This window comes from Pseudomonas syringae group sp. 243L2 (genome assembly GCF_032587875.1).
In the GTDB taxonomy this organism is placed as follows: domain Bacteria; phylum Pseudomonadota; class Gammaproteobacteria; order Pseudomonadales; family Pseudomonadaceae; genus Aquipseudomonas; species Aquipseudomonas amygdali.
The window spans coordinates 58006-76386 of record NZ_JAWHPL010000002.1; the positions used below are offsets into that span (position 1 = coordinate 58006).

Here is an 18381-nt window from a genome sequence, read left to right on the forward strand (position 1 = left end):
AAAAAGGCCGCACCTGCCTGAGGATGCGGCCCAAAACTGATGAAGCTGATGGACGAAGAATTGCTTACTTTGCGGTGATCACCGACAGTTTGGTAATGCCTGCGCGTTCGATGGAAGCCATGGCTCGTGCCACTTCGCCGTAATTCACGCCATTGTCCGCCTGCAACTGCACGCGCACGTCAGGGGCCTTGTCCTTGGCCGCCTTGAGGCTGGTTTCCAACAGATCTGGTTGAATTTCATCTTTGTTGATGAACAGCTTGCCCTGCCCGTCGATACTCACCACTAGCGGGTCTTTCTGTTCCACCGGCGCAACCGATTCGGTCTTGGGCAGGTTGATCGGAATCGAGTTGGTCAGCAGCGGCGCGGTCACGATGAACACCACCAGCAGCACCAGCATCACGTCCACCAGCGGCGTAACGTTGATCTCGCTCAGCACTTCATCGGTATCTTGTGTGGAGAAAGCCATCTCAGGATGCCTCCTTCACTTTCTGTCCAGCCTGCCCGCCTGTAGCGCCAGACTTCAGGACCGGATGCAGCAGCACGCGAAATGCACTCTTCTGCGCCAGGCTATAGAAGTCGTGGGCGAAGTCATCCAGGTCGGCAGCGGTCAGTTTCAGGCGCCGCAGGAAGTAGTTGTAAACCAGTACCGCAGGCACGGCGACGGCGATGCCGACACCGGTTGCCACCAGCGCTGCGCCGATAGGACCGGCAACGGTTTCCAGGCTTGCCGAACCGGCAGCACTGATACCCTTGAGCGCCGACATAATGCCCCAGACCGTACCGAACAGGCCGATAAACGGCGAGGTGCTGCCAATACTGGCGAGAATCGCCAGACCGGTCTCCAGCGAGCGGCGCTCCCGAACGATCTGCTGACGCAGGGCACGTTCAAGGCGGTCCTGATGGTTGATGGACTGACTGAGGTCGTTAGCCTGCGCGCCGTCCGGCACCTGAATGGCGGCGTAACCGGCCAGCGCAACACGAGCAGCAGCGCCGGGCTGTTCCTGGGCCAGTTGCGCGGCCGAATCCAGGCTCGATGCAGCCCAGAATTGCTTGTGGAACTTGCGGTCCTGGGACTTCAGGCGCGAGAACTGCACACCTTTGAGCAGGGCCAGGCCCCAGGTGGCGACGGAAAAAATGACCAGCAGCCAGATGACCGCGTGTTCGATGGATTCAAAAGGCGAAGCAAGTAGGTTCATGGCGCAGCTCTCTTTATGAACGAAGTCTGAACAAGGCATTGGGTGTATCGCGATGCGCCTTTGGTTCAGGTAGCTCGCCGGGTCAATCGAATGTCGTGGTTATTGGAACTTGAAACGTTATTTGATCTTGAAATCAATCGGCACACTGACCCAGCCGTCCTGGGCGACGTCGCCTTGTTTGGCGGGCACGAAACTCCAGCGCTTCACCGCTGCCAGCGCTGCGTCATCCAATTGATCGCGGCCGCTGCTTTTCTGTATCTGAATCTCGCCGGGCTTGCCGCTGGCCAATACATGGACGCGCAACAGCACGGTGCCTTCCCAGCCACGGCGCATTGCCAGCGACGGGTATTCCGGTGCCGGGTTGCGCAGATAGCCAGCGCTGGCAGAAGCCGGAGTTACCGGTTTTGGCGCGGGCGGTGCGGGAGCGGCAGGTGCAGCGACAGGTGGCGCGGGCACCGGTGGGGCTGGTTGCTCGACCGGTTTTGCCACTGGCTTGACGACCGGTTTGACCACCGGCTTGGACGGCTGCGGCTTGGGTTTTGGAATCGGTTTGGGCGGTGGCGGCTTGACGGCCAGTTCATCTTCGACCGGGGGCGGCGGCTCGACCACAGGCTGCACGACAGGCTCGGGCGGTGGTGGCGGCGTCTCCACAACCGGCGGCGCGGGCTGAGAGAACTCGATGGTCATCGGCGGAATTTCCGGCGGCACGACCGGCAATGCGGGTGTCGGGTTCTGGCTCAACCAGTAGATGACCGCGCCATGAAATACCAGCGCCAGTGCACCCAGCAGAATGGCTTCGCGTCGTCCAAGTATGGGTTTGGGGGTGCTTTGCAACCGCGATAACGCCAGAGGCGCACGGAAAGGACGCCCCAGATCGACCAGGTCGCCACTCGGCGTCTGGCGCCAGGGCACATCATGTGCGCTGGCTGCGGTCTGGACATTGCCCATTGATACACTCCTGCATTTTCATGATAAAAATCCAGGTTCTGTTGGTATCAGTCACCTTTCCAAAGTTGATGTGGCAAGGCAATCATCGCTGAAAGAGGCTTGTTCCTGAAAAGAATATTTGGTTCGCCGGTTAGACTTTAAATGAATATATGAACCAGCGCAGACCGTGATGCGAGAGCGTGAGGAACGATAACCTCAACTATCGTGCGGCGCAGAGTTGTGACGCGGAGCGTCACGAGAGGCATTCCCACGCTGGAGCGTGAGGAACGATAGTCGTCAGGTAGATCAACTATCGTGCGACGCTCCGCGTCGCATGCCGTTCTGGACGCTCTGCGTCCTCTCTTGAATTGCAGTGCGGCGCAGAGTTGTGACGCGGAGCGTCACAAGAGGCATTCCCACGCTGGAGCGTGAGGAACGATAGTCGTCAGGTAGATCAGGCTCAATGACCGCTGTGATCACCATGCCCGCTGTGCTCGTCGCTGGTCAGCGACTTGGCGACTGCGGTGACCTGAATCGACTCTTTCACGCCCTTGGCGTCTTCCACGGTCAGGGTCAGAGGCACCTGATCACCCTCTTTGACCTGCGCTGCAAGGCCCATGAACATCACGTGGTAGCCGTCGGAATCGAGCATCACCGGTTTGCCGGCTGGCAAGTCAACCGAGTTGACGCGCTGCATGCTCATCACGTCGCCTTTCATGCTCATCTCATGGATCTGCACGGTTTTCGCAACAGGTGAAGCAACGTCGACCAGCTTGCTGTCCGTGTCCGAAGTGATGCGCATGAACGCACCAGTGGCGGACTGGCCCGGCACGGTGGCACGCACCCAGGCGTCATCGACTTTGGTTTCGGCCAGCGCCTGAGCGCTCAGGCCCAGCAGCGAAAGGGTCAACAACAGCGGCTTTGCGACGTTACGAATCAGAACGGTCATCAGCATACTTCCATCAAAGTGAGCAGATCTTCAGTGCATTGTTGGGCGGACAGCCTGTGCGACAAGCCCAGGCGCAGCACGCCGCGGGTGTCGTAGACATAACTGGTGGCGGTATGCGAGATCGTGTAGGTGTCGCCCAGCGGGACCTTTTCGAAGAATACGCCGAACTCCTTTGCCGTTGCGGCCGTTTCTTCAAGCGTACCGGACAGGGCGACGAAGGTCGGATCGAAAGCCTTCACGTAGGCGTCGATCACCTCGGGCGTATCACGCTCCGGGTCGAGGGTAATGAACACTACCTGAAGGGTCTTGCCCTCTTCGCCCATCAGCTTTCTGATCTGTGCAGCTCGCGCCAGTGCCGTCGGGCAAATGGCCGGGCATTGGGTGAAGCCGAAGAAGATCATCGGCATCAGGCCACGAAAACTCGACAGGGTCTTGACGTTGCCTTGTGCATCCTTGAGTCGGAAGTTGCGGCCAACTATCTCGTTGCTCATGTCTTTGCCGTGCTTGAACGGCAAGGCATTGGAATTGCCGCAGCCAGTCAGCAGGCCAAGGCTCAGCAACGAGAGGCCTGTGACCACCTCGCGGCGGGTCGGTTGGTACGTCATGTCTTGCGTCCCCTGGAGGGTTAGGCGCGTGGGTTCTGACACATTCAAAGGCGGCGAATTTACCACCCCAAGGCAACAGGGAATACCGCCAATCCTGTTTCAAACCATGAGCAGGCGCGCAAACGTCGGGCTCATGGGCTGCAATACGTCGTGCGACAAAACAGCACAGGCAGCTTTACCACCCTCAAGTACTGTTACCGACCACCCGTGCGCAACGCTTTAAATGCATATAAAACATATAATAAATAAAAATAATTCAATATTTTTATAATTAACATATAACCAAAAGGCCTTTCACAGGCTCGTTTCATAACCCTATATTCGCCAGCAAACCGACCCTTGCCTTGTGGAGGTGCCCAGAACTTTCTCAGCATTGCCCAAGGATCACTCCGTCATGGCCTTACCCGCTCACGCTCCCCGCCACGCCCTGCGCAACCCGCTGATCAAAAGCATAGCGCTTGTCGGCCTTGGCCTGATGAACCCCGCTCAGGCCGCCGATGAAACCCTCGACCGTGAGGCCCGGCTGGACAAGGTCACGGTGATTTCCACCGGGGTTCGCGGTACACAGCGCACCGTGACTGAAAGCCCGGCCCCGATTGATATCGTAACCAGCGATCAGTTACTGAAAACCGGTCGCGCCGACCTGACCGAAGCCATCGCCAAACTGCTGCCTTCGTTCAACTATGGCACCAACGTCGCAGGCTATAACTCGACCATCCGCCCGTTGTCCAACCGCAGCCTTGCACCGGCCTATACGCTGGTGCTGGTCAATGGCAAACGCCGCCATAACAGCGCCCTGCCCGCCAATGGCTCGACCGACAGCAGCGGCGCGAACTCGGTGGACATCGACATGATCCCGATCAGCGCGGTGGAGCGCATCGAGGTGCTCAAGGACAGTGCCGCTGCGCAATACGGCTCGGATGCGATTGCCGGGGTGATCAACGTGATTCTCAAATCCAGCGCCGAGGGTGGCCATCTGGGGGTGACGTACGGCAAGCTGTACAGCGGTGAAGGCGAAGTGACCAAGTTCGAAGGGGACACCGGCTTCGAACTGGGCGACGGCGGCTTTCTGCATCTTTCTGCCGACGCCCGCAAGCGTGGCGATGCAAGCTGGAACGAAAAAGCCACCAATAACGCCTACTTTCCTGGCGACCCTCGAGAGGCGACGTGGGATCGGGTCGGCGTGAAGAATGGCGACCCGCAGATCAAGGCGTTCAACCTGGCCTACAACGCCGAACTGCCGCTGGATGATCAGACCACACTGTATTCCTACGGCACCTATGGGCAGCGTGACGCCATCATCAACAACTACTTCCGCTATCCCAACAGCAACGCCAACATTCCCGAACTGTTTGCCGACGGTTACTACCCGCTGAACAATCTGGACGACACCGACTATCAGTACCTGATTGGCGCCAAGGGTGAAGCGCTGGGCTGGAACTGGGACCTGAGCACTACATACGGGCGCAACAACAACCATCAGTACAGCGACCTGACCATCAACCCGTCTCTGGGACCGGCCTCGCCGACGTCGTTCGACGACCTGGCGACCTACCGATTCGAACAATGGGTCAACAACGTCGACATCACTCGTGCGTTCGACGGGCTGTTTGGCGTGCCGCTGCAAGTGTCCGCAGGGCTTGAACATCGCTGGGAGCGGTTCCGGACGTTTTCCGGCGACGCGCAGGCCTATCAGGTGGGCGGCTATCGCTTTCCGGCTACTCTGCCCAATGGTCAGGCCAACCCGCTGGCCGGACAGCTGGCGTCGATTGCCGCCCAGGCCGCAGCGGTCATCTCGCCGCAAGATGCCACCAGCCTGCAACGCAACAACTACGCAGCTTACGTCGATTTCGGTATCACCCCGATAGAACCGTTGTTTGTCGACCTGGCGCTGCGTGCAGAGCATTTCGACGATGACTCGGGCAACACGGTCAGTGCCAAGCTCAACTCGCGTTACGAATTTACCGACACCTTCGCCGTACGCGGTACCGTCGGCACGGGCTTTCGTGCGCCCTCGCTGACCCAGGTCGGCTACAGCATCTCGGACAACCGGGTCGGTGCTGCGCCGGATGGCACCATCGTGCCCGCCGTGACGCGCATCGCGCCGGTCAACTCGGCGCTGGCCCAGGCGCTCGGTGCGACCACCCTAGACCCGGAAAAATCGCGCAATCTGGGGTTCGGCGTGACCTGGCAACCGGCACCGCGCACCAGCCTGACCGCAGACGCCTACTGGATCGAGATCGACGACCGCATCGCCCGTACCGAAAGCCTGTACGGCCCAGCGCTGGCGCCCATCCTGGCGGCTCAAGGTGTGGACACCAGCACCTGGACTTCGTATTACACCAACGCGTTTGACACCCGCACCCGCGGCCTGGACATCGTCCTCGACCATTCCAGCCAGTACGGTGCATGGGGCAACGTGCGCTGGAGCGCCGGGTTCAACTACAACAAGACCATTATCACCGACGTCAAGGACGCACCGGCAGCCTTGCAGGGCTTGGGCAGCAACCCTGGCGGCAGCCTGACCTGGGTCGGCCGGGCCCGCGAGGGCGACCTGACCGATGCTCAACCGAAAACCAAATGGGTACTGGGCGGCAAATGGACGCTGGGCGACCTGGGCGTGAATCTGCAAACCACCCGTTACGGCAAGGTCAAGACCCTCCAGCAGCTGGAAAGCGGTGATCGCAGCTTCGGGGCCAAGTGGATCACCGACCTGGATGTGTCCTACACCCTCTACGACAACATCACCCTCAGTGTTGGCGGCACCAATATCTTCGATGTGCGCCCGGACAAGCACGCAATTCCTTCCGCCGTAGGACTCAACCTGTACGGCAACTCACCGTTCTATCCGGGCGGAGGGTTCTGGTACAGCAAGATTGCCTATGATTTCTGACATCCGCACAGATTTGCTTATCGTGCCGCCGCGCCATGCAGAAAAAACTGCGTCACCAATGCGCCCATACCGGCGCGTGCCACACGGCCGCGGCGTTCGGCGTCGACCATCCCGGAGAGCAGCGCTGCGAACATTTCGGTAAGGACGGCCGCACTGACGTCGATCCGGAACAGACCTTCATGCTGCCCACGCAGGAAAAACGCATCGAGGGCGTCGGAGTAAGGCAACCAGCGGCGTCCTCCGCTGCTTTCATCGAGCGAATCCGGGCGCCACTGAAACACCAGAAAGACCAGCATTTCGCGGTGCATGAGGTGATTGTCGACCAGTCGTTGAAGCGCTTCCAGCGGCGGAGCATGCTGCAGATCCGCGTCGGCAACCATCTGGTTCATCAGGTCCGAGGCGTGATTGAGCAACAGTTCCACGAGGTTGGCGCGGGTGCCGCAGAAGCGGTTGAGCGTCGCCTTGCTGACGCCAGCCGCTTGAGCAATATCCTTGAGCGTACCGTTGGAGTGGTCAACCAGCGCAACGGCCAGGGCTTTCAGAAATTTGTCGTCAGCGGCAGGTAATTCCATCGGGTACGTCTTCAACTCGTGTTAAGTGGCAGGCGGCGCATTGTGCAGAAACCTTACCGCGTTCTCAAAGCCTATACACAATTAGTCACTAACGTCTCACATGAGTCAATGTTGACTCACTCTCTTACACGGTAGATCATTCGCGGCTTTAGTGTCTGATGGGCTGCGCCCGGGTGAGCGATGAGTGGTTTGAGCGATTGGCGTGTCATGCCTGCGGTAGCGCTGCTGGCAGTGTTGGGTGTGGCCGGGTGCGAGCAGAAACAGCAGCAGGATCACGCTGCATCGACAGCGCCCAAAGAGGTGGAGGCCATTGCGGTCAAAGCCGAATCGTTCACGGTCGTTGATGAACTGCCCGGCCGTATCGAACCGGTTCGTGTGGCGCAGGTACGCGCCCGGGTGGCCGGTATCGTGCTCACGCGCAACTTCGAGGAAGGTGCCGATGTGAAAGCGGGCGCGGTGCTGTTCCAGATCGACCCGGCACCGTTCAAGGCCGCGCTGTCCAAAGCTCAGGGCGACCTGGCCCGCACAGAAGCCACACTGTTCGAAACTCAGGCTACGGTTAAACGTTACGATTCGCTGGTCGAAATCGAAGCGGTCAGCCGCCAGACCTTCGACACCGCCCGCTCTGCGCTGCAAAACGCCATCGCCGCTAAAAAGTCGGCTCAGGCAGATGTCGAAACGGCCCGACTGAACCTGGGATACGCCACAGTCAAGGCACCGATTTCAGGGCGCATCGGCCGCGCGATGGTCACTGAAGGCGCGCTGGTCGGTCAGGGCGAAACCACCCTGCTGGCAACCATCCAGCAACTCGACCCGGTCTACGCCGACTTCACCCAGCCGGTTGCCGACGCCTTGCAAATGCGCGAGGCCATTCAGGAGGGTCGCCTGCCCAAGGGTGGCGAAGACGCGCTGTCGCTGAGCGTCGACGGTACTGACTATCAAAGCACTGGCACCCTGTTGTTTACCGACGTTGCAGTAGACCGGACCACCGGCCAGGTTTCGTTACGCGCCCGCTTCGCCAACCCCAAAGGCGTGTTGCTGCCGGGCATGTATGTGCGGGTGCGCACACCGCAGCGGGTCGATGCCAATGCCATTCTCGTCCCGCAACGTGCCGTTCAGCGCTCCAGTGATGGCGCAGCTCGCGTACTGGTGATTGCCCAGGACGGTACGGTCGAAGCGCGTCCGGTCAAAACCGGCGCAATGCAGGATTCGCGCTGGCAGATCACCGAGGGGCTGAAGGCAGGTGAACAGATTGTCGTCGGCAACATGACCGGGCTCAATTCCGGTGACAAGGTCGTCGCCAAATCGCCCTCCGCCCAGCCGCAATCCAAGTCGCAATAAAGCCGCCTTCAGCGCGATCGAGGATCACCGTTCATGTCTCTGTTCTTTATCAAGCGACCCAACTTTGCCTGGGTGCTGGCCCTGTTCATTCTGCTGGCAGGCCTGATGGCCCTGCCCTCCTTGCCAGTGGCGCAGTACCCTGATGTGGCACCGCCGCAGATCACCATTACCGCTACTTACCCCGGCGCATCCGCGAAAGTGCTGGTCGACTCGGTGACCAGCGTCATCGAGGAAGAGCTGAACGGTGCCAAGGGCATGCTGTATTACGAGTCGACCAGCAACTCGACCGGCAGCGCCGAAATCAACGTGACATTCGTACCGGGCACCAACCCGGACATGGCACAGGTTGAAGTTCAGAACCGTATCAAGAAGGCTGAAGCGCGCCTGCCGCAGACGGTGCTCAGCCAGGGCCTGCAAGTCGAACAGGCCAGCTCCGGCTTCCTGTTGATCTTTACCCTGAACTACAAGGACGGCTCGGCCACCAAGGATACGGTCGCGCTGGCCGACTACGCGGCCCGCAACGTCAATAACGAAATCAGTCGGGTGAACGGTGTCGGCAGGTTGCAGTTTTTCGCCGCCGAAGCCGCAATGCGGGTCTGGATCGACCCGCAGAAGCTGGTGGGCTATGGGCTGTCCATCGACGACGTGAATGCGGCCATTCGTGCGCAGAATGTGCAGGTTCCCGCAGGCAGCTTCGGCAGCAGCCCGGGCTCATCACTGCAGGAATTGACCGCGACACTGGCGGTCAAGGGCACGCTAGACAACCCGGAGGAGTTCGGCCGCATCGTATTGCGTGCCAACGAAGACGGCTCCACGGTGCATTTGTCCGATGTGGCACGCGTGGCCATCGGCAGTCAGGATTACAGTTTTGAATCGCGCCTGAACGGGCAACGTGCAGTGGCCGGTGCCGTGCAACTGTCGCCAGATGCCAATGCGATCCAGACTGCCCGGGCAGTCAATCAGCGCCTCACCGAGCTGTCGGTCAATTTCCCGGAAGGCGTCGAGTTTTCGATACCGTACGACACCTCGCGCTTCGTCGACGTGGCCATCGACAAGGTGATCTACACCCTGATCGAGGCCATGGTGCTGGTGTTTCTGGTGATGTTCCTGTTTCTGCAGAACATTCGCTACACGCTTATCCCGACCATCGTGGTGCCGGTGTGTCTGGCCGGGACCCTGGCGATCATGTACCTGATGGGCTTCTCGGTGAACATGATGACCATGTTCGGCATGGTGCTGGCCATCGGTATTCTGGTCGACGACGCCATTGTGGTGGTGGAAAACGTCGAGCGGATCATGGCCGAAGAAGGCCTTTCTCCGGCAGCCGCAACAGTCAAGGCGATGCAGCAGGTCTCCGGCGCGATTTTCGGTATCACGCTGGTACTGGCCGCAGTGTTTCTGCCGCTGGCGTTCATGGGGGGTTCGGTCGGGGTCATCTACCAGCAGTTCTCGCTGTCGCTGGCCGTGTCGATTCTGTTCTCGGGTTTCCTGGCCCTGACCTTTACCCCGGCACTGTGTGCCACGTTGCTCAAGCCGATTCCGGCCGGGCACAGTGAGAAGCGCGGGTTCTTCGGCGGCTTCAATCGGCTGTTCGGTAGATTCACCGACCGTTACGAACGGGTCAGTTCCAGCATGATCAAACGCGCTGGCCGCTACATGCTGTTGTACGTCGGGATTGTCGGTCTGCTGGGCCTTTTCTACCTGCGTCTGCCGGAGTCCTTTGTGCCCGTGGAAGATCAGGGCTATCTGATCATCGACGTGCAACTGCCGCCCGGCGCGACCCGGTCGCGTACCGACCTCACCGCGCAATTGCTCGAGAACTACATGTTGTCCCGCGAAGCCACAGGTGCGGTGACCATGCTGCTGGGCTTCAGCTTCTCGGGCATGGGTGAAAACGCCGGTCTTGCGTTCCCGACCCTGAAGGACTGGTCGGAGCGCGGCAAGGGCCAGTCGGCAGCTGAAGAAGCGGCGGCGTTCAACCAGCATTTTACCGGGCTCGCCGACGGTACGGTGATGGCGGTGACGCCTCCGCCCATTGATGGCCTGGGCACCTCGGGCGGCTTCTCACTGCGCCTGCAGGACCGTGCAGGCCTGGGCCGCGAAGCCCTGCTGGCGGCACGCGACAAGCTGCTCGGCGAGGCCAACGGCAACCCGAAGATTCTCTACGCGATGATGGAAGGTCTGGCCGAAGCGCCGCAATTGCGCCTGAATATCGACCGCGAAAAAGCCCGTGCGCTTGGCGTGAGTTTCGAATCGATCAGCAATGCGCTGTCCACCGCCTTCGGCTCCTCGGTGATCAGCGATTTCGCCAATGCCGGACGTCAGCAGCGTGTGGTCGTGCAGGCAGAACAAAGTTCGCGAATGACTCCGGAAAGCGTACTCAAGCTCTACGTGCCCAACAGCAGCGGCACGCTGGTGCCGCTGGGCGCATTCGTTTCGACGCAATGGGAACAAGGCCCGGTGCAGATCGCCCGCTACAACGGCTACCCCGCGTTCAGGATTTCCGGCGATGCAGCACCGGGTGTGAGTACAGGTGAAGCGATGGCGGAAATCGAACGGATCGTTTCCGAGCTGCCGCAAGGCATCGGCTATGAATGGACCGGCCTCTCCTATCAGGAAAGAGTCGCCAGCGGCCAGGCAGCCGGCCTGTTCGGCCTGGCGCTGCTGGTGGTGTTCCTGCTGCTGGTTGCGCTGTATGAAAGCTGGGCGATTCCGCTGGTGGTGATGCTGATCGTACCCGTCGGTGCGCTGGGCTCCGTGCTGGCAGTGACTGCGGTCGGCATGCCTAACGATGTGTATTTCAAGGTCGGGTTGATCACCATCATCGGGCTGGCAGCAAAAAACGCGATTCTCATCGTCGAATTCGCCAAGGAGCTGTGGGATCAAGGCCATTCGCTGCGTGACGCGGCACTTCAGGCTGCGCGACTGCGCTTTCGGCCGATTGTCATGACATCGCTGGCCTTCATCCTTGGCGTCGTGCCCCTCACGCTGGCGACCGGCGCAGGCGCTGCGAGCCAGCGCGCGATCGGCACCGGCGTCATAGGCGGCATGCTCAGCGCTACACTGCTGGGCGTGATTCTGGTGCCGATATTTTTTGTCTGGGTGCTGTCAGTGTTGCGCCGTAAGCCGCATGTACAGCAGGTTAATGACGATAAACACCTGCCCGAGAAACAATAAACAGTAAGCGGCCAGCGGGCTGGCGGGCTTCAATCCCGTCACTCCGCCGTTGGTCTGCTGCCGGTTTGCGGGTCCGCCGATGCCTTGACGCGGGTCCAGGCCGGCAGTGTGCTGGTAGCGATTTCCGACGCCACATTCACACGGTTGCGACCTTGCGACTTGGCAGCATACAGCGCACGGTCGGCAAGTTCGATCAGGCTGCGCTGGTCGAGCTGTCGATCCGTGCCGACGAATGTGGCAACACCGAGGCTGACCGTCACGATGCCAAACGGGCTGGCGGGATGCTCGATCTGCTCGTCGCGGATAGCCTGCAGGATGTTCTCGGCCACCTGACGAGCACTCGACTCGTCAGTGCCGGGCAGCACCACCGCGATCTCTTCACCGCCATAACGAGCAGCGACATCACCGGGGCGGCGGATGCATTGTTCGACCACACGGGCCAGTGCCACCAGGCACTCGTCACCGGCCAGATGGCCGTAGTGATCGTTGTAGCGCTTGAAATGATCGGCATCTATCAGAATCAGTGACAGAAGGCTGCGCTCGCGTCTGGCACGCTTGAATTCAACCTCCAGAAACTGATCGAACCGTCTGCGATTGGCCAGCCCGGTGAGCTTGTCTTCCGAGGCTATGAACTCCAGGTGCTGATTCAACTGGATGAGGGCTGCCTGAGAATCGAGTAACTGATCTTCCGCGCGGATGCGGCTGTGAATGTGCCCGATCAGGCGGATGCCAAGGCCGACCACCAGCCCGAGCAGCACCAGCATGACCAGAATCGACTGCTTGGTCTGGCCCAACCAGTCGAGCATGGCCTCTTTCTGGCCCAGCGCGACCACAGTGACAATCGGGTACACGGCGCTGCGCTTGAACGCATAAAAACGCGCAACACCGTCGATTCTGGAGACAAACTGAGTGGTGCCAGAGGGTCGATTGCGCTCAGAAGTAAAGATCGGCGTCGATGAGAGGTCACGCCCGATTTCCGCTTCCAGGTGCGGATAGCGCACACGCAACTGCCCGGCCGCCGACGTGAGGCTGATGATGCCGGTTTTGCCGACCTGAATATCCGAATAGAACTTCAACAGATGATCGACACCAATGGTCACGACCATCAGCCCGGCAAAACTCGAGTCAGGGTGGTTGATGCGCCTGCTGACCGATATGACCCATTCGCCGGAGGCACGACTGCGGATCGTCGGGCCGATGAAAGGTGCTTTGCCAGGCGTCTGCAGGTGGTGCTGAAAGAACTCGCGCTGGGCGCTGTTGACGCCAATGGCCTTGGGATTGGTTGAAAAGGTGCAAATGCCGTCAGCGTTGTACAGCGAAACCGTGTCGATTTGCGGCAATGCGCCCATTTCACGGGCAATGACCCATCTGAGACGCTCCATCTGCTCGGGCCCGGCACCGTCGTTTTCGACACGCTCCGTCAGGCCGATCAGCATCAGCTCGCTTTGTTTGAAAATGCCATCGGTGTAAGTGCTCAGCGCCCCAGCCAGATTAATCGTGCTGGTCTGGATGTTCTCCAGCGTGTTGCGGCGCGCGGTCCATGCTTGCCAGGCCATCAACATCACCACGCAGGCGCACACTACGAAGATCAGCCATGACGCAAGCCGAAGGTCGCGTTTCAAAACTTGCCTCCACAACAGGTGAGAACCAGTGCATCTGGTTTTTCTGAAAACCGGACCTGATTGCTCAGGGGCCATCGACAATCCTTTCGCTATCAACTGCCATTGTCGGCAAGCGTTCGGCCGTACCTGAAGGCCTGGCATTAATGAAGCATGCCAGAGAGTGGCATCATAATGCCACGTACAGCGGTCTATTGGTTGATCGGGGTTCAACATACGCAGGCAGGCACGCACTGGATCACAGTGGTGCCTGATTTTCTGGAGGGCTGTTTTCTGAAGGGGCTGGAAGCGAAGCTCGCTTACAGGGGCAAGGCAGGACGCACGTATTTGCCGGGCTTCATGCTGTTTCGGCGACAGGTTTGCGCAGTGCCGCAGCTTCCAGCTCGCGCACTAAAGGCAGCACGTGCTCGCCGAAATAGGCGACTTCTTCCTGGAAATGCAGAAATGCGGAAAGTACCAGATCGACACCAACGGACTTGAGCTCGACGATGCGCTCGGCAATCTGACGCGGCGTGCCGATCAAATTGGTCTTGAAGCCATCGTTGTACTGCACCAGATCCTGAAAGGTGGATTTGGCCCAATTGCCCTCGCCTTCCGGGCTGGCCTTGCCGGCCTGTTTCGCGGCATCACCAAACGCATTGACGGCTTCCGGATCTGCCTTGTCGACAATTTCAGCCAGCACCGCTCGCGCCTCTTCTTCGGTGTCCCGGGCAATGATGAAGGCATTGACGCCGATCTTCACCGAATGGCCGTTCGCGGCGGCCTTGGCTCGAATGTCATCAACCTGAGCCTTGATGCCTTCGATAGTATTGCCGTTGGTGAAATACCAGTCTGACACCCGGGCCGCCATATCCCGCGCAGCACGTGAGCTGCCGCCCTGAAAGATCTCGGGATGAGGACGCTGGATCGGCTTGGGTTTGAGGGTGTAATCGTGGAAGCGATAGAAGTCGCCCTTGAAGGTAAAATTGTCGGTGGTCCAGATACCCTTGAGGGCCCGAATGAACTCTTCGGAACGGCGATAGCGCTCGTCGTGCTCCAGCCAGGGTTCGCCAATGGCCTGAAACTCGCCCTTGAACCAGCCACTGACAATATTGACCGCCACGCGCCCGGCGGTGAGCTGATCAATGGTTGCCAGTTGCTTGGCCGCAACAGAGGGCGTCCATGGACCTGGCAATATTGCTGCAATGACTTTGAGCTTTTCGGTGGCCGCCAACAGAGCATGGCTGAACGCTACGGACTCATGCTGGAATTCCGCACCGTAACCGGCAGTGAAGCGAATTTGCGTCAGCGCATATTCGAAACCGGATTGTTCGGCGATCTGCGCCAGCTTGCGGTTGTAGTCGATGGTCCAACTGGTACGCTGTTCGATCTTGCTGACGACCAGACCACCGCTGACGTTCGGCACCCAGTACGCAAATTTTATGGAAGATTGGCTCATATCGGCACTCCTCTGACTGCAGGCTTCCCGAGCGCATTAGTCGAACGGGCTTGCAGAACCACAGAGCAGCAACCGTGCCAGACAGTTAAATGAATACAGATCAACGAGTTGCAATGCCTGGAGGACAGCGTCAACTGTTTGCACTTCGGCAAGCTGTCGAAACACTGTTGCCAGGGCAACAGTGTCTGGCCGGGTTGCGCATTCATGCAGTGTTTAATTTAGCGGAAACAAACCGACGGAAGGCTGATCGCCCAGCTATCCAGAATCAAATGGCTAGGGTATTTTTGGATCCAATGAAACCGTGTTCATCCGCAGGAGCACCGATGAAACTGCATGCCTTTTTACTGGCCTTGATGATCCCCGCACTGTCGGCGCATGCCGAAGCCAAAACCATAAACGTCCCCCATGACCCGACCGGGCAGCACGCGCTGGTGGAGAAAAGCGGCAGTCCCCAAGCGCGCGTCGTCGTCACTCGACGTGAAGGTCTGCTGGGCGTGATCTACTCCAAGCGCGTCTACAACTGCGCCAATCACACAGTGAACCTGGTGGGCACCGGCTCTACTCTGGAAATCATGCAACAGGCTCGCGCCGTCAGCGGCATGGGTCCGGTGATACGCGATTCCACAGCCGACTACATCGAGTCCGAAGCCTGCAGTTGATGTCGCACTGATCAAGCACCTCCCCGGCTGAATTCACTACGCCCGAAAGCGCCTCTCATGAGGCGCTTTTTTCGTTTCGGCTGCCTCGCCATCCAGCCAACACGTCGGACGCAAAAAACGCTTGCACGTAAAGTATTACGGTATACCATCAGACAGAAATAACTCACCATGCCCGTGCAGGCAGCAGGATTTAAGCGAGGTAAGTGTCATGAAGTTTTCGTTGTTCGTGCACATGGAACGCTGGGATGAAAGTGTCAGTCATCGCCAGCTTTTCGAAGACCTGACCGAGCTGACGCTGATGGCCGAGCAAGGCGGTTTCAGCACCGTGTGGATCGGCGAACACCATGCGATGGAATACACAATATCGCCGAGCCCCATGCCGCTGCTGGCGTACCTGGCCGCCAGAACAACGCGCATTCATCTGGGCGCGGGTACCATCATTGCGCCGTTCTGGCATCCGTTGCGGGTGGCAGGAGAATGCGCGCTGCTGGATGTGATCAGCAACGGGCGCATGGAAGTCGGCCTGGCGCGCGGTGCCTATCAAGTGGAGTTCGACCGCATGGCGGGCGGCATGCCGGCCTCCGAAGGCGGCAAGGCGTTGCGCGAAATGGTGCCGGTAGTCCGTGCGCTGTGGCAGGGTGACTATGCCCACGACGGCGATATCTGGAAATTCCCGACTTCGACCTCCGTACCCAAGCCAATCAACACGCCACCCATGTGGATCGCTGCTCGCGACCCTGATTCGCATAACTTCGCCGTGCAGAACGGCTGCAACGTGATGGTCACGCCATTGATGAAAGGCGACGAAGAAGTCGTCGACCTGAAGAACAAGTTCGAAGCAGCGCTGGCCAATAACCCCGACGTACCTCGTCCACAACTGATGGTTTTGCGCCACACGCATGTGCATGCTGCGGACAATCCTGAGGGCTGGAAAACCGGTGCTGCCGCCATCGCGAAGTTCTACCGCACCTTCGACGCCTGGTTCGGCAACAAGCAGACGCCGGTGAATGGTTTTCTGGCACCCAGCCCGGAAGAGAAATTCAAGGAGCGTCCGGAGTTCGAGCTGGAGAATATCCGCAAGAACACCATGATCGGCACGCCGGAAGAGATCATCCCGCGCATCCGCCATTACCAGGAGCTGGGAGTCGACGAGTTCAGTTTCTGGTGCGACAACAGCTTGCCGCACGCGGAGAAGAAAAAATCACTTGAGCTGTTTATCAAGCACGTGGTGCCGGTGTTTCGTTGAGCTGAACGAGAACGACAGCTCGCTTGCCAATACTCCGGGTTGGCGTGCAGTTCAGGACGCTCCGCGTCCCTTGCGACGCAGAGCGTCGCGAAATGCATTCCCACGCTGGAGCGTGCGGAACGAGAGGTGTCTGGACTTTACTCTCGCTCCACTCAGTTAAGGCCAACCTTCAATGGTTATAAGCCCGCTCGTTATGCTCGGCCAGATCCAGCCCCATCTCTTCCACTGATTCATGCGCACGCAGGCCGATCAGTGCCTGCACGGCCTTGAGGATGATCCAGCTGACTGCGAAGCAATATACCGTGGTGAACAGCGCGCCTTTGATCTGGGCAATTACCTGAGCTCCCATGCTGACATCCGGCACCAGCCCGCCCAGTGAGGGCACGCAGAACACGCCGGTCAGCACTGCGCCGATCATGCCGCCGATGCCGTGCAGGCCGAACACGTCGAGGCTGTCGTCATAACCCAGGCGTTTTTTCAGCACGGTCACGCTCAGGTAGCAGAACACCCCGCACAGCACGCCAATCGCCAGTGCCCCGCCGACGCCGACATAGGCACAGGCAGGCGTAATGCCGACCAGCCCCGCCAGCGCCCCGCTTGCCAGACCCAGCGCGCTGGGTTTGCCGACCTTGAACCACTCGGTGAACATCCAGCCGAGTATCCCGGCGCAGGACCCCACTTGCGTGTTGAGCATGACGATGCCGGAAGTGCCGTTCAGGCCGCCACCAGAGCCGATATTGAAACCAAACCAGCCGACCCAGAGCATCGCCGCGCCAGCCATGGTCAGGCTCAGGTTGTGCGCAGGCATCGGGGTATTCTGATAGCCCTTGCGTTTGCCAAGCACCAGACACGCCGCCAGTGCCGCGACACCGGCATTGATGTGCACAGCGGTGCCACCGGCAAAATCCAGCACGCCCCAGTTATGCATCAGTGCACCTGCCCCGCCCCAGACCATATGCGCGACCGGCGCATACACCAGCGTAAACCAGAGCGCCATGAACAGCAGCGCGGCCGAGAATTTCATGCGTTCGGCAAAGGCTCCGGCAATCAGCGCAGGCGTGATAATGGCGAAGGTCATCTGGAAGGTCACAAACACGCCTTCCGGAATGTCACCGACCAGACTGTCGGGGGTCATGCCGGCCAGAAACGCGCGGCTCAGTCCGCCGACAAAGCTGTTGAAGCTCACCTGCCCTTCGACCATGTTGCTGGTATCCACTACCATGCTGTACCCGTAGATGACCCACAGCACGCCGACCACTCCGGCAATGCCGAAGCACTGAGTGAACAGCGACAACATGTTCTTGGCCCGTACCAGCCCGCCGTAAAACAGCGCCAGCCCCGGAAGGCACATGAACAGCACCAGCACAGCTGCGGTGATCATCCACGCCGTGCTGCCGGTGTTCAGAACGGGGGCGTCAGCTGCCTGCGCAATCGGAGCGAAGGCGCCTGGCGCGAGTAAAGCTGTAAGGGATTTGCCGTGTAGACGATTGACCATGTTCAAAGCTCCCGCAAATGAATGGAAAGTGTCTGGCAGCAAGAAAGGTCATCGAGACAGGCGAGGCTCTTCGGCCTCTTGGGGGGGCTAATTCTCGTTCCCACGCTCCGCGTGGTAATGCCGTTCGTGACGCTCCGCGTCACACAGTTCTGCGACTCAGTGAGATTCAGGCTCGACTTGAGTCACCTTTTCGCCCCTCGGCGACCTACTTTGATGGGGCCAAAGTAGGCAAATCCCTTCGCTCCTGTTTCCGGCCCGACTTCG

General features: G+C 59.6%; 14 protein-coding genes. 5 read left to right on the forward strand and 9 right to left on the reverse strand.

Annotation, left to right across the window (positions count from 1 at the left end):
- Positions 1 to 64: 64 nt before the first annotated feature.
- The 5 genes from RYB66_RS00330 to RYB66_RS00350 form a co-directional block, all read right to left on the reverse strand.
- On the reverse strand, positions 65 to 466 hold the full coding sequence (locus RYB66_RS00330; RefSeq protein WP_002553831.1) for an ExbD/TolR family protein: 402 nt from the start codon (positions 464 to 466) through the stop codon (positions 65 to 67).
- A gap of 1 nt (position 467) precedes the next feature.
- Entirely contained in the window at positions 468 to 1196 is a 729-nt protein-coding gene (locus tag RYB66_RS00335; RefSeq protein ID WP_002553832.1) for a MotA/TolQ/ExbB proton channel family protein, read from the reverse strand.
- 117 nt (positions 1197 to 1313) lie between these two features.
- A complete protein-coding gene (locus tag RYB66_RS00340) occupies positions 1314 to 2144 on the reverse strand; it encodes an energy transducer TonB (RefSeq protein WP_316893529.1) in 831 nt (276 codons plus the stop codon).
- A gap of 439 nt (positions 2145 to 2583) precedes the next feature.
- Positions 2584 to 3078 carry a copper chaperone PCu(A)C gene (locus RYB66_RS00345; RefSeq protein WP_004658526.1) on the reverse strand — a complete coding sequence of 165 codons (495 nt, stop codon included), beginning with the start codon at positions 3076 to 3078 and terminating at the stop codon, positions 2584 to 2586.
- A complete protein-coding gene (locus RYB66_RS00350; RefSeq protein ID WP_004658527.1) occupies positions 3072 to 3677 on the reverse strand; it encodes an SCO family protein in 606 nt (201 codons plus the stop codon). The genes RYB66_RS00345 and RYB66_RS00350 overlap by 7 nt, the downstream gene beginning before the upstream one ends.
- 394 nt (positions 3678 to 4071) lie before the next feature.
- Between RYB66_RS00350 and RYB66_RS00355 the strand changes: the two genes are divergently transcribed.
- Entirely contained in the window at positions 4072 to 6570 is a 2499-nt protein-coding gene (locus tag RYB66_RS00355) for a TonB-dependent receptor plug domain-containing protein (protein ID WP_016981975.1), read from the forward strand.
- Positions 6571 to 6587: 17 nt separating this feature from the next.
- On the opposite strand, the gene RYB66_RS00360 is transcribed toward RYB66_RS00355, so the two are convergent.
- Positions 6588 to 7142 (reverse strand): TetR/AcrR family transcriptional regulator, encoded by a 555-nt coding sequence (locus tag RYB66_RS00360; protein ID WP_005779656.1) that lies wholly within the window; start codon positions 7140 to 7142, stop codon positions 6588 to 6590.
- Positions 7143 to 7322: 180 nt separating this feature from the next.
- On the opposite strand from RYB66_RS00360, the gene RYB66_RS00365 reads away from it, so the two are divergent.
- Positions 7323 to 8483, forward strand: coding sequence for an efflux RND transporter periplasmic adaptor subunit (locus RYB66_RS00365; protein ID WP_316893530.1), 1161 nt, complete (start codon positions 7323 to 7325; stop codon positions 8481 to 8483).
- Positions 8484 to 8516: 33 nt separating this feature from the next.
- Positions 8517 to 11660, forward strand: a complete 3144-nt coding sequence (locus RYB66_RS00370) for an efflux RND transporter permease subunit (protein ID WP_316893531.1) — start codon at positions 8517 to 8519, stop codon at positions 11658 to 11660.
- 38 nt (positions 11661 to 11698) lie between these two features.
- On the opposite strand, the gene RYB66_RS00375 is transcribed toward RYB66_RS00370, so the two are convergent.
- Together RYB66_RS00375 and sfnG are read right to left on the reverse strand one after the other, a co-directional pair.
- Positions 11699 to 13282 (reverse strand): sensor domain-containing diguanylate cyclase, encoded by a 1584-nt coding sequence (locus tag RYB66_RS00375; protein ID WP_005744219.1) that lies wholly within the window; start codon positions 13280 to 13282, stop codon positions 11699 to 11701.
- Positions 13283 to 13616: 334 nt separating this feature from the next.
- Positions 13617 to 14717: a dimethylsulfone monooxygenase SfnG gene (gene sfnG / locus RYB66_RS00380; protein ID WP_005779663.1), complete on the reverse strand. Its 1101-nt coding sequence runs from the start codon at positions 14715 to 14717 to the stop codon at positions 13617 to 13619.
- A 323-nt stretch (positions 14718 to 15040) separates the two neighbouring features.
- Here sfnG and RYB66_RS00385 point away from each other — a divergent pair, with 323 nt between their 5' ends.
- Complete coding sequence (locus tag RYB66_RS00385) at positions 15041 to 15376, forward strand: hypothetical protein (RefSeq protein WP_004665564.1); 336 nt, start codon at positions 15041 to 15043, stop codon at positions 15374 to 15376.
- Between the two features lie 208 nt (positions 15377 to 15584).
- On the forward strand, positions 15585 to 16622 hold the full coding sequence (locus tag RYB66_RS00390; RefSeq protein WP_004660551.1) for an LLM class flavin-dependent oxidoreductase: 1038 nt from the start codon (positions 15585 to 15587) through the stop codon (positions 16620 to 16622).
- A 169-nt stretch (positions 16623 to 16791) separates the two neighbouring features.
- On the opposite strand, the gene RYB66_RS00395 is transcribed toward RYB66_RS00390, so the two are convergent.
- Positions 16792 to 18117, reverse strand: a complete 1326-nt coding sequence (locus RYB66_RS00395) for an ammonium transporter (protein WP_005779665.1) — start codon at positions 18115 to 18117, stop codon at positions 16792 to 16794.
- Between the last annotated feature and the right edge of the window lie 264 nt (positions 18118 to 18381).

Bases quoted from the DNA above. Each gene is read 5' to 3' on its own strand.
- RYB66_RS00365 (WP_316893530.1), top strand. From the start codon at position 7,323: ATGAGTGGTTTGAGCGATTGGCGTGTCATGCCTGCGGTAGCGCTGCTG.
- RYB66_RS00385 (WP_004665564.1), top strand. From the start codon at position 15,041: ATGAAACTGCATGCCTTTTTACTGGCCTTGATGATCCCCGCACTGTCG.
- RYB66_RS00395 (WP_005779665.1), bottom strand. From the start codon at position 18,117: ATGGTCAATCGTCTACACGGCAAATCCCTTACAGCTTTACTCGCGCCA.
- RYB66_RS00335 (WP_002553832.1), bottom strand. From the start codon at position 1,196: ATGAACCTACTTGCTTCGCCTTTTGAATCCATCGAACACGCGGTCATC.
- RYB66_RS00355 (WP_016981975.1), top strand. From the start codon at position 4,072: ATGGCCTTACCCGCTCACGCTCCCCGCCACGCCCTGCGCAACCCGCTG.
- RYB66_RS00330 (WP_002553831.1), bottom strand. From the start codon at position 466: ATGGCTTTCTCCACACAAGATACCGATGAAGTGCTGAGCGAGATCAAC.
- sfnG (WP_005779663.1), bottom strand. From the start codon at position 14,717: ATGAGCCAATCTTCCATAAAATTTGCGTACTGGGTGCCGAACGTCAGC.
- RYB66_RS00390 (WP_004660551.1), top strand. From the start codon at position 15,585: ATGAAGTTTTCGTTGTTCGTGCACATGGAACGCTGGGATGAAAGTGTC.
- RYB66_RS00360 (WP_005779656.1), bottom strand. From the start codon at position 7,142: ATGGAATTACCTGCCGCTGACGACAAATTTCTGAAAGCCCTGGCCGTT.
- RYB66_RS00340 (WP_316893529.1), bottom strand. From the start codon at position 2,144: ATGGGCAATGTCCAGACCGCAGCCAGCGCACATGATGTGCCCTGGCGC.
- RYB66_RS00350 (WP_004658527.1), bottom strand. From the start codon at position 3,677: ATGACGTACCAACCGACCCGCCGCGAGGTGGTCACAGGCCTCTCGTTG.
- RYB66_RS00345 (WP_004658526.1), bottom strand. From the start codon at position 3,078: ATGCTGATGACCGTTCTGATTCGTAACGTCGCAAAGCCGCTGTTGTTG.
- RYB66_RS00370 (WP_316893531.1), top strand. From the start codon at position 8,517: ATGTCTCTGTTCTTTATCAAGCGACCCAACTTTGCCTGGGTGCTGGCC.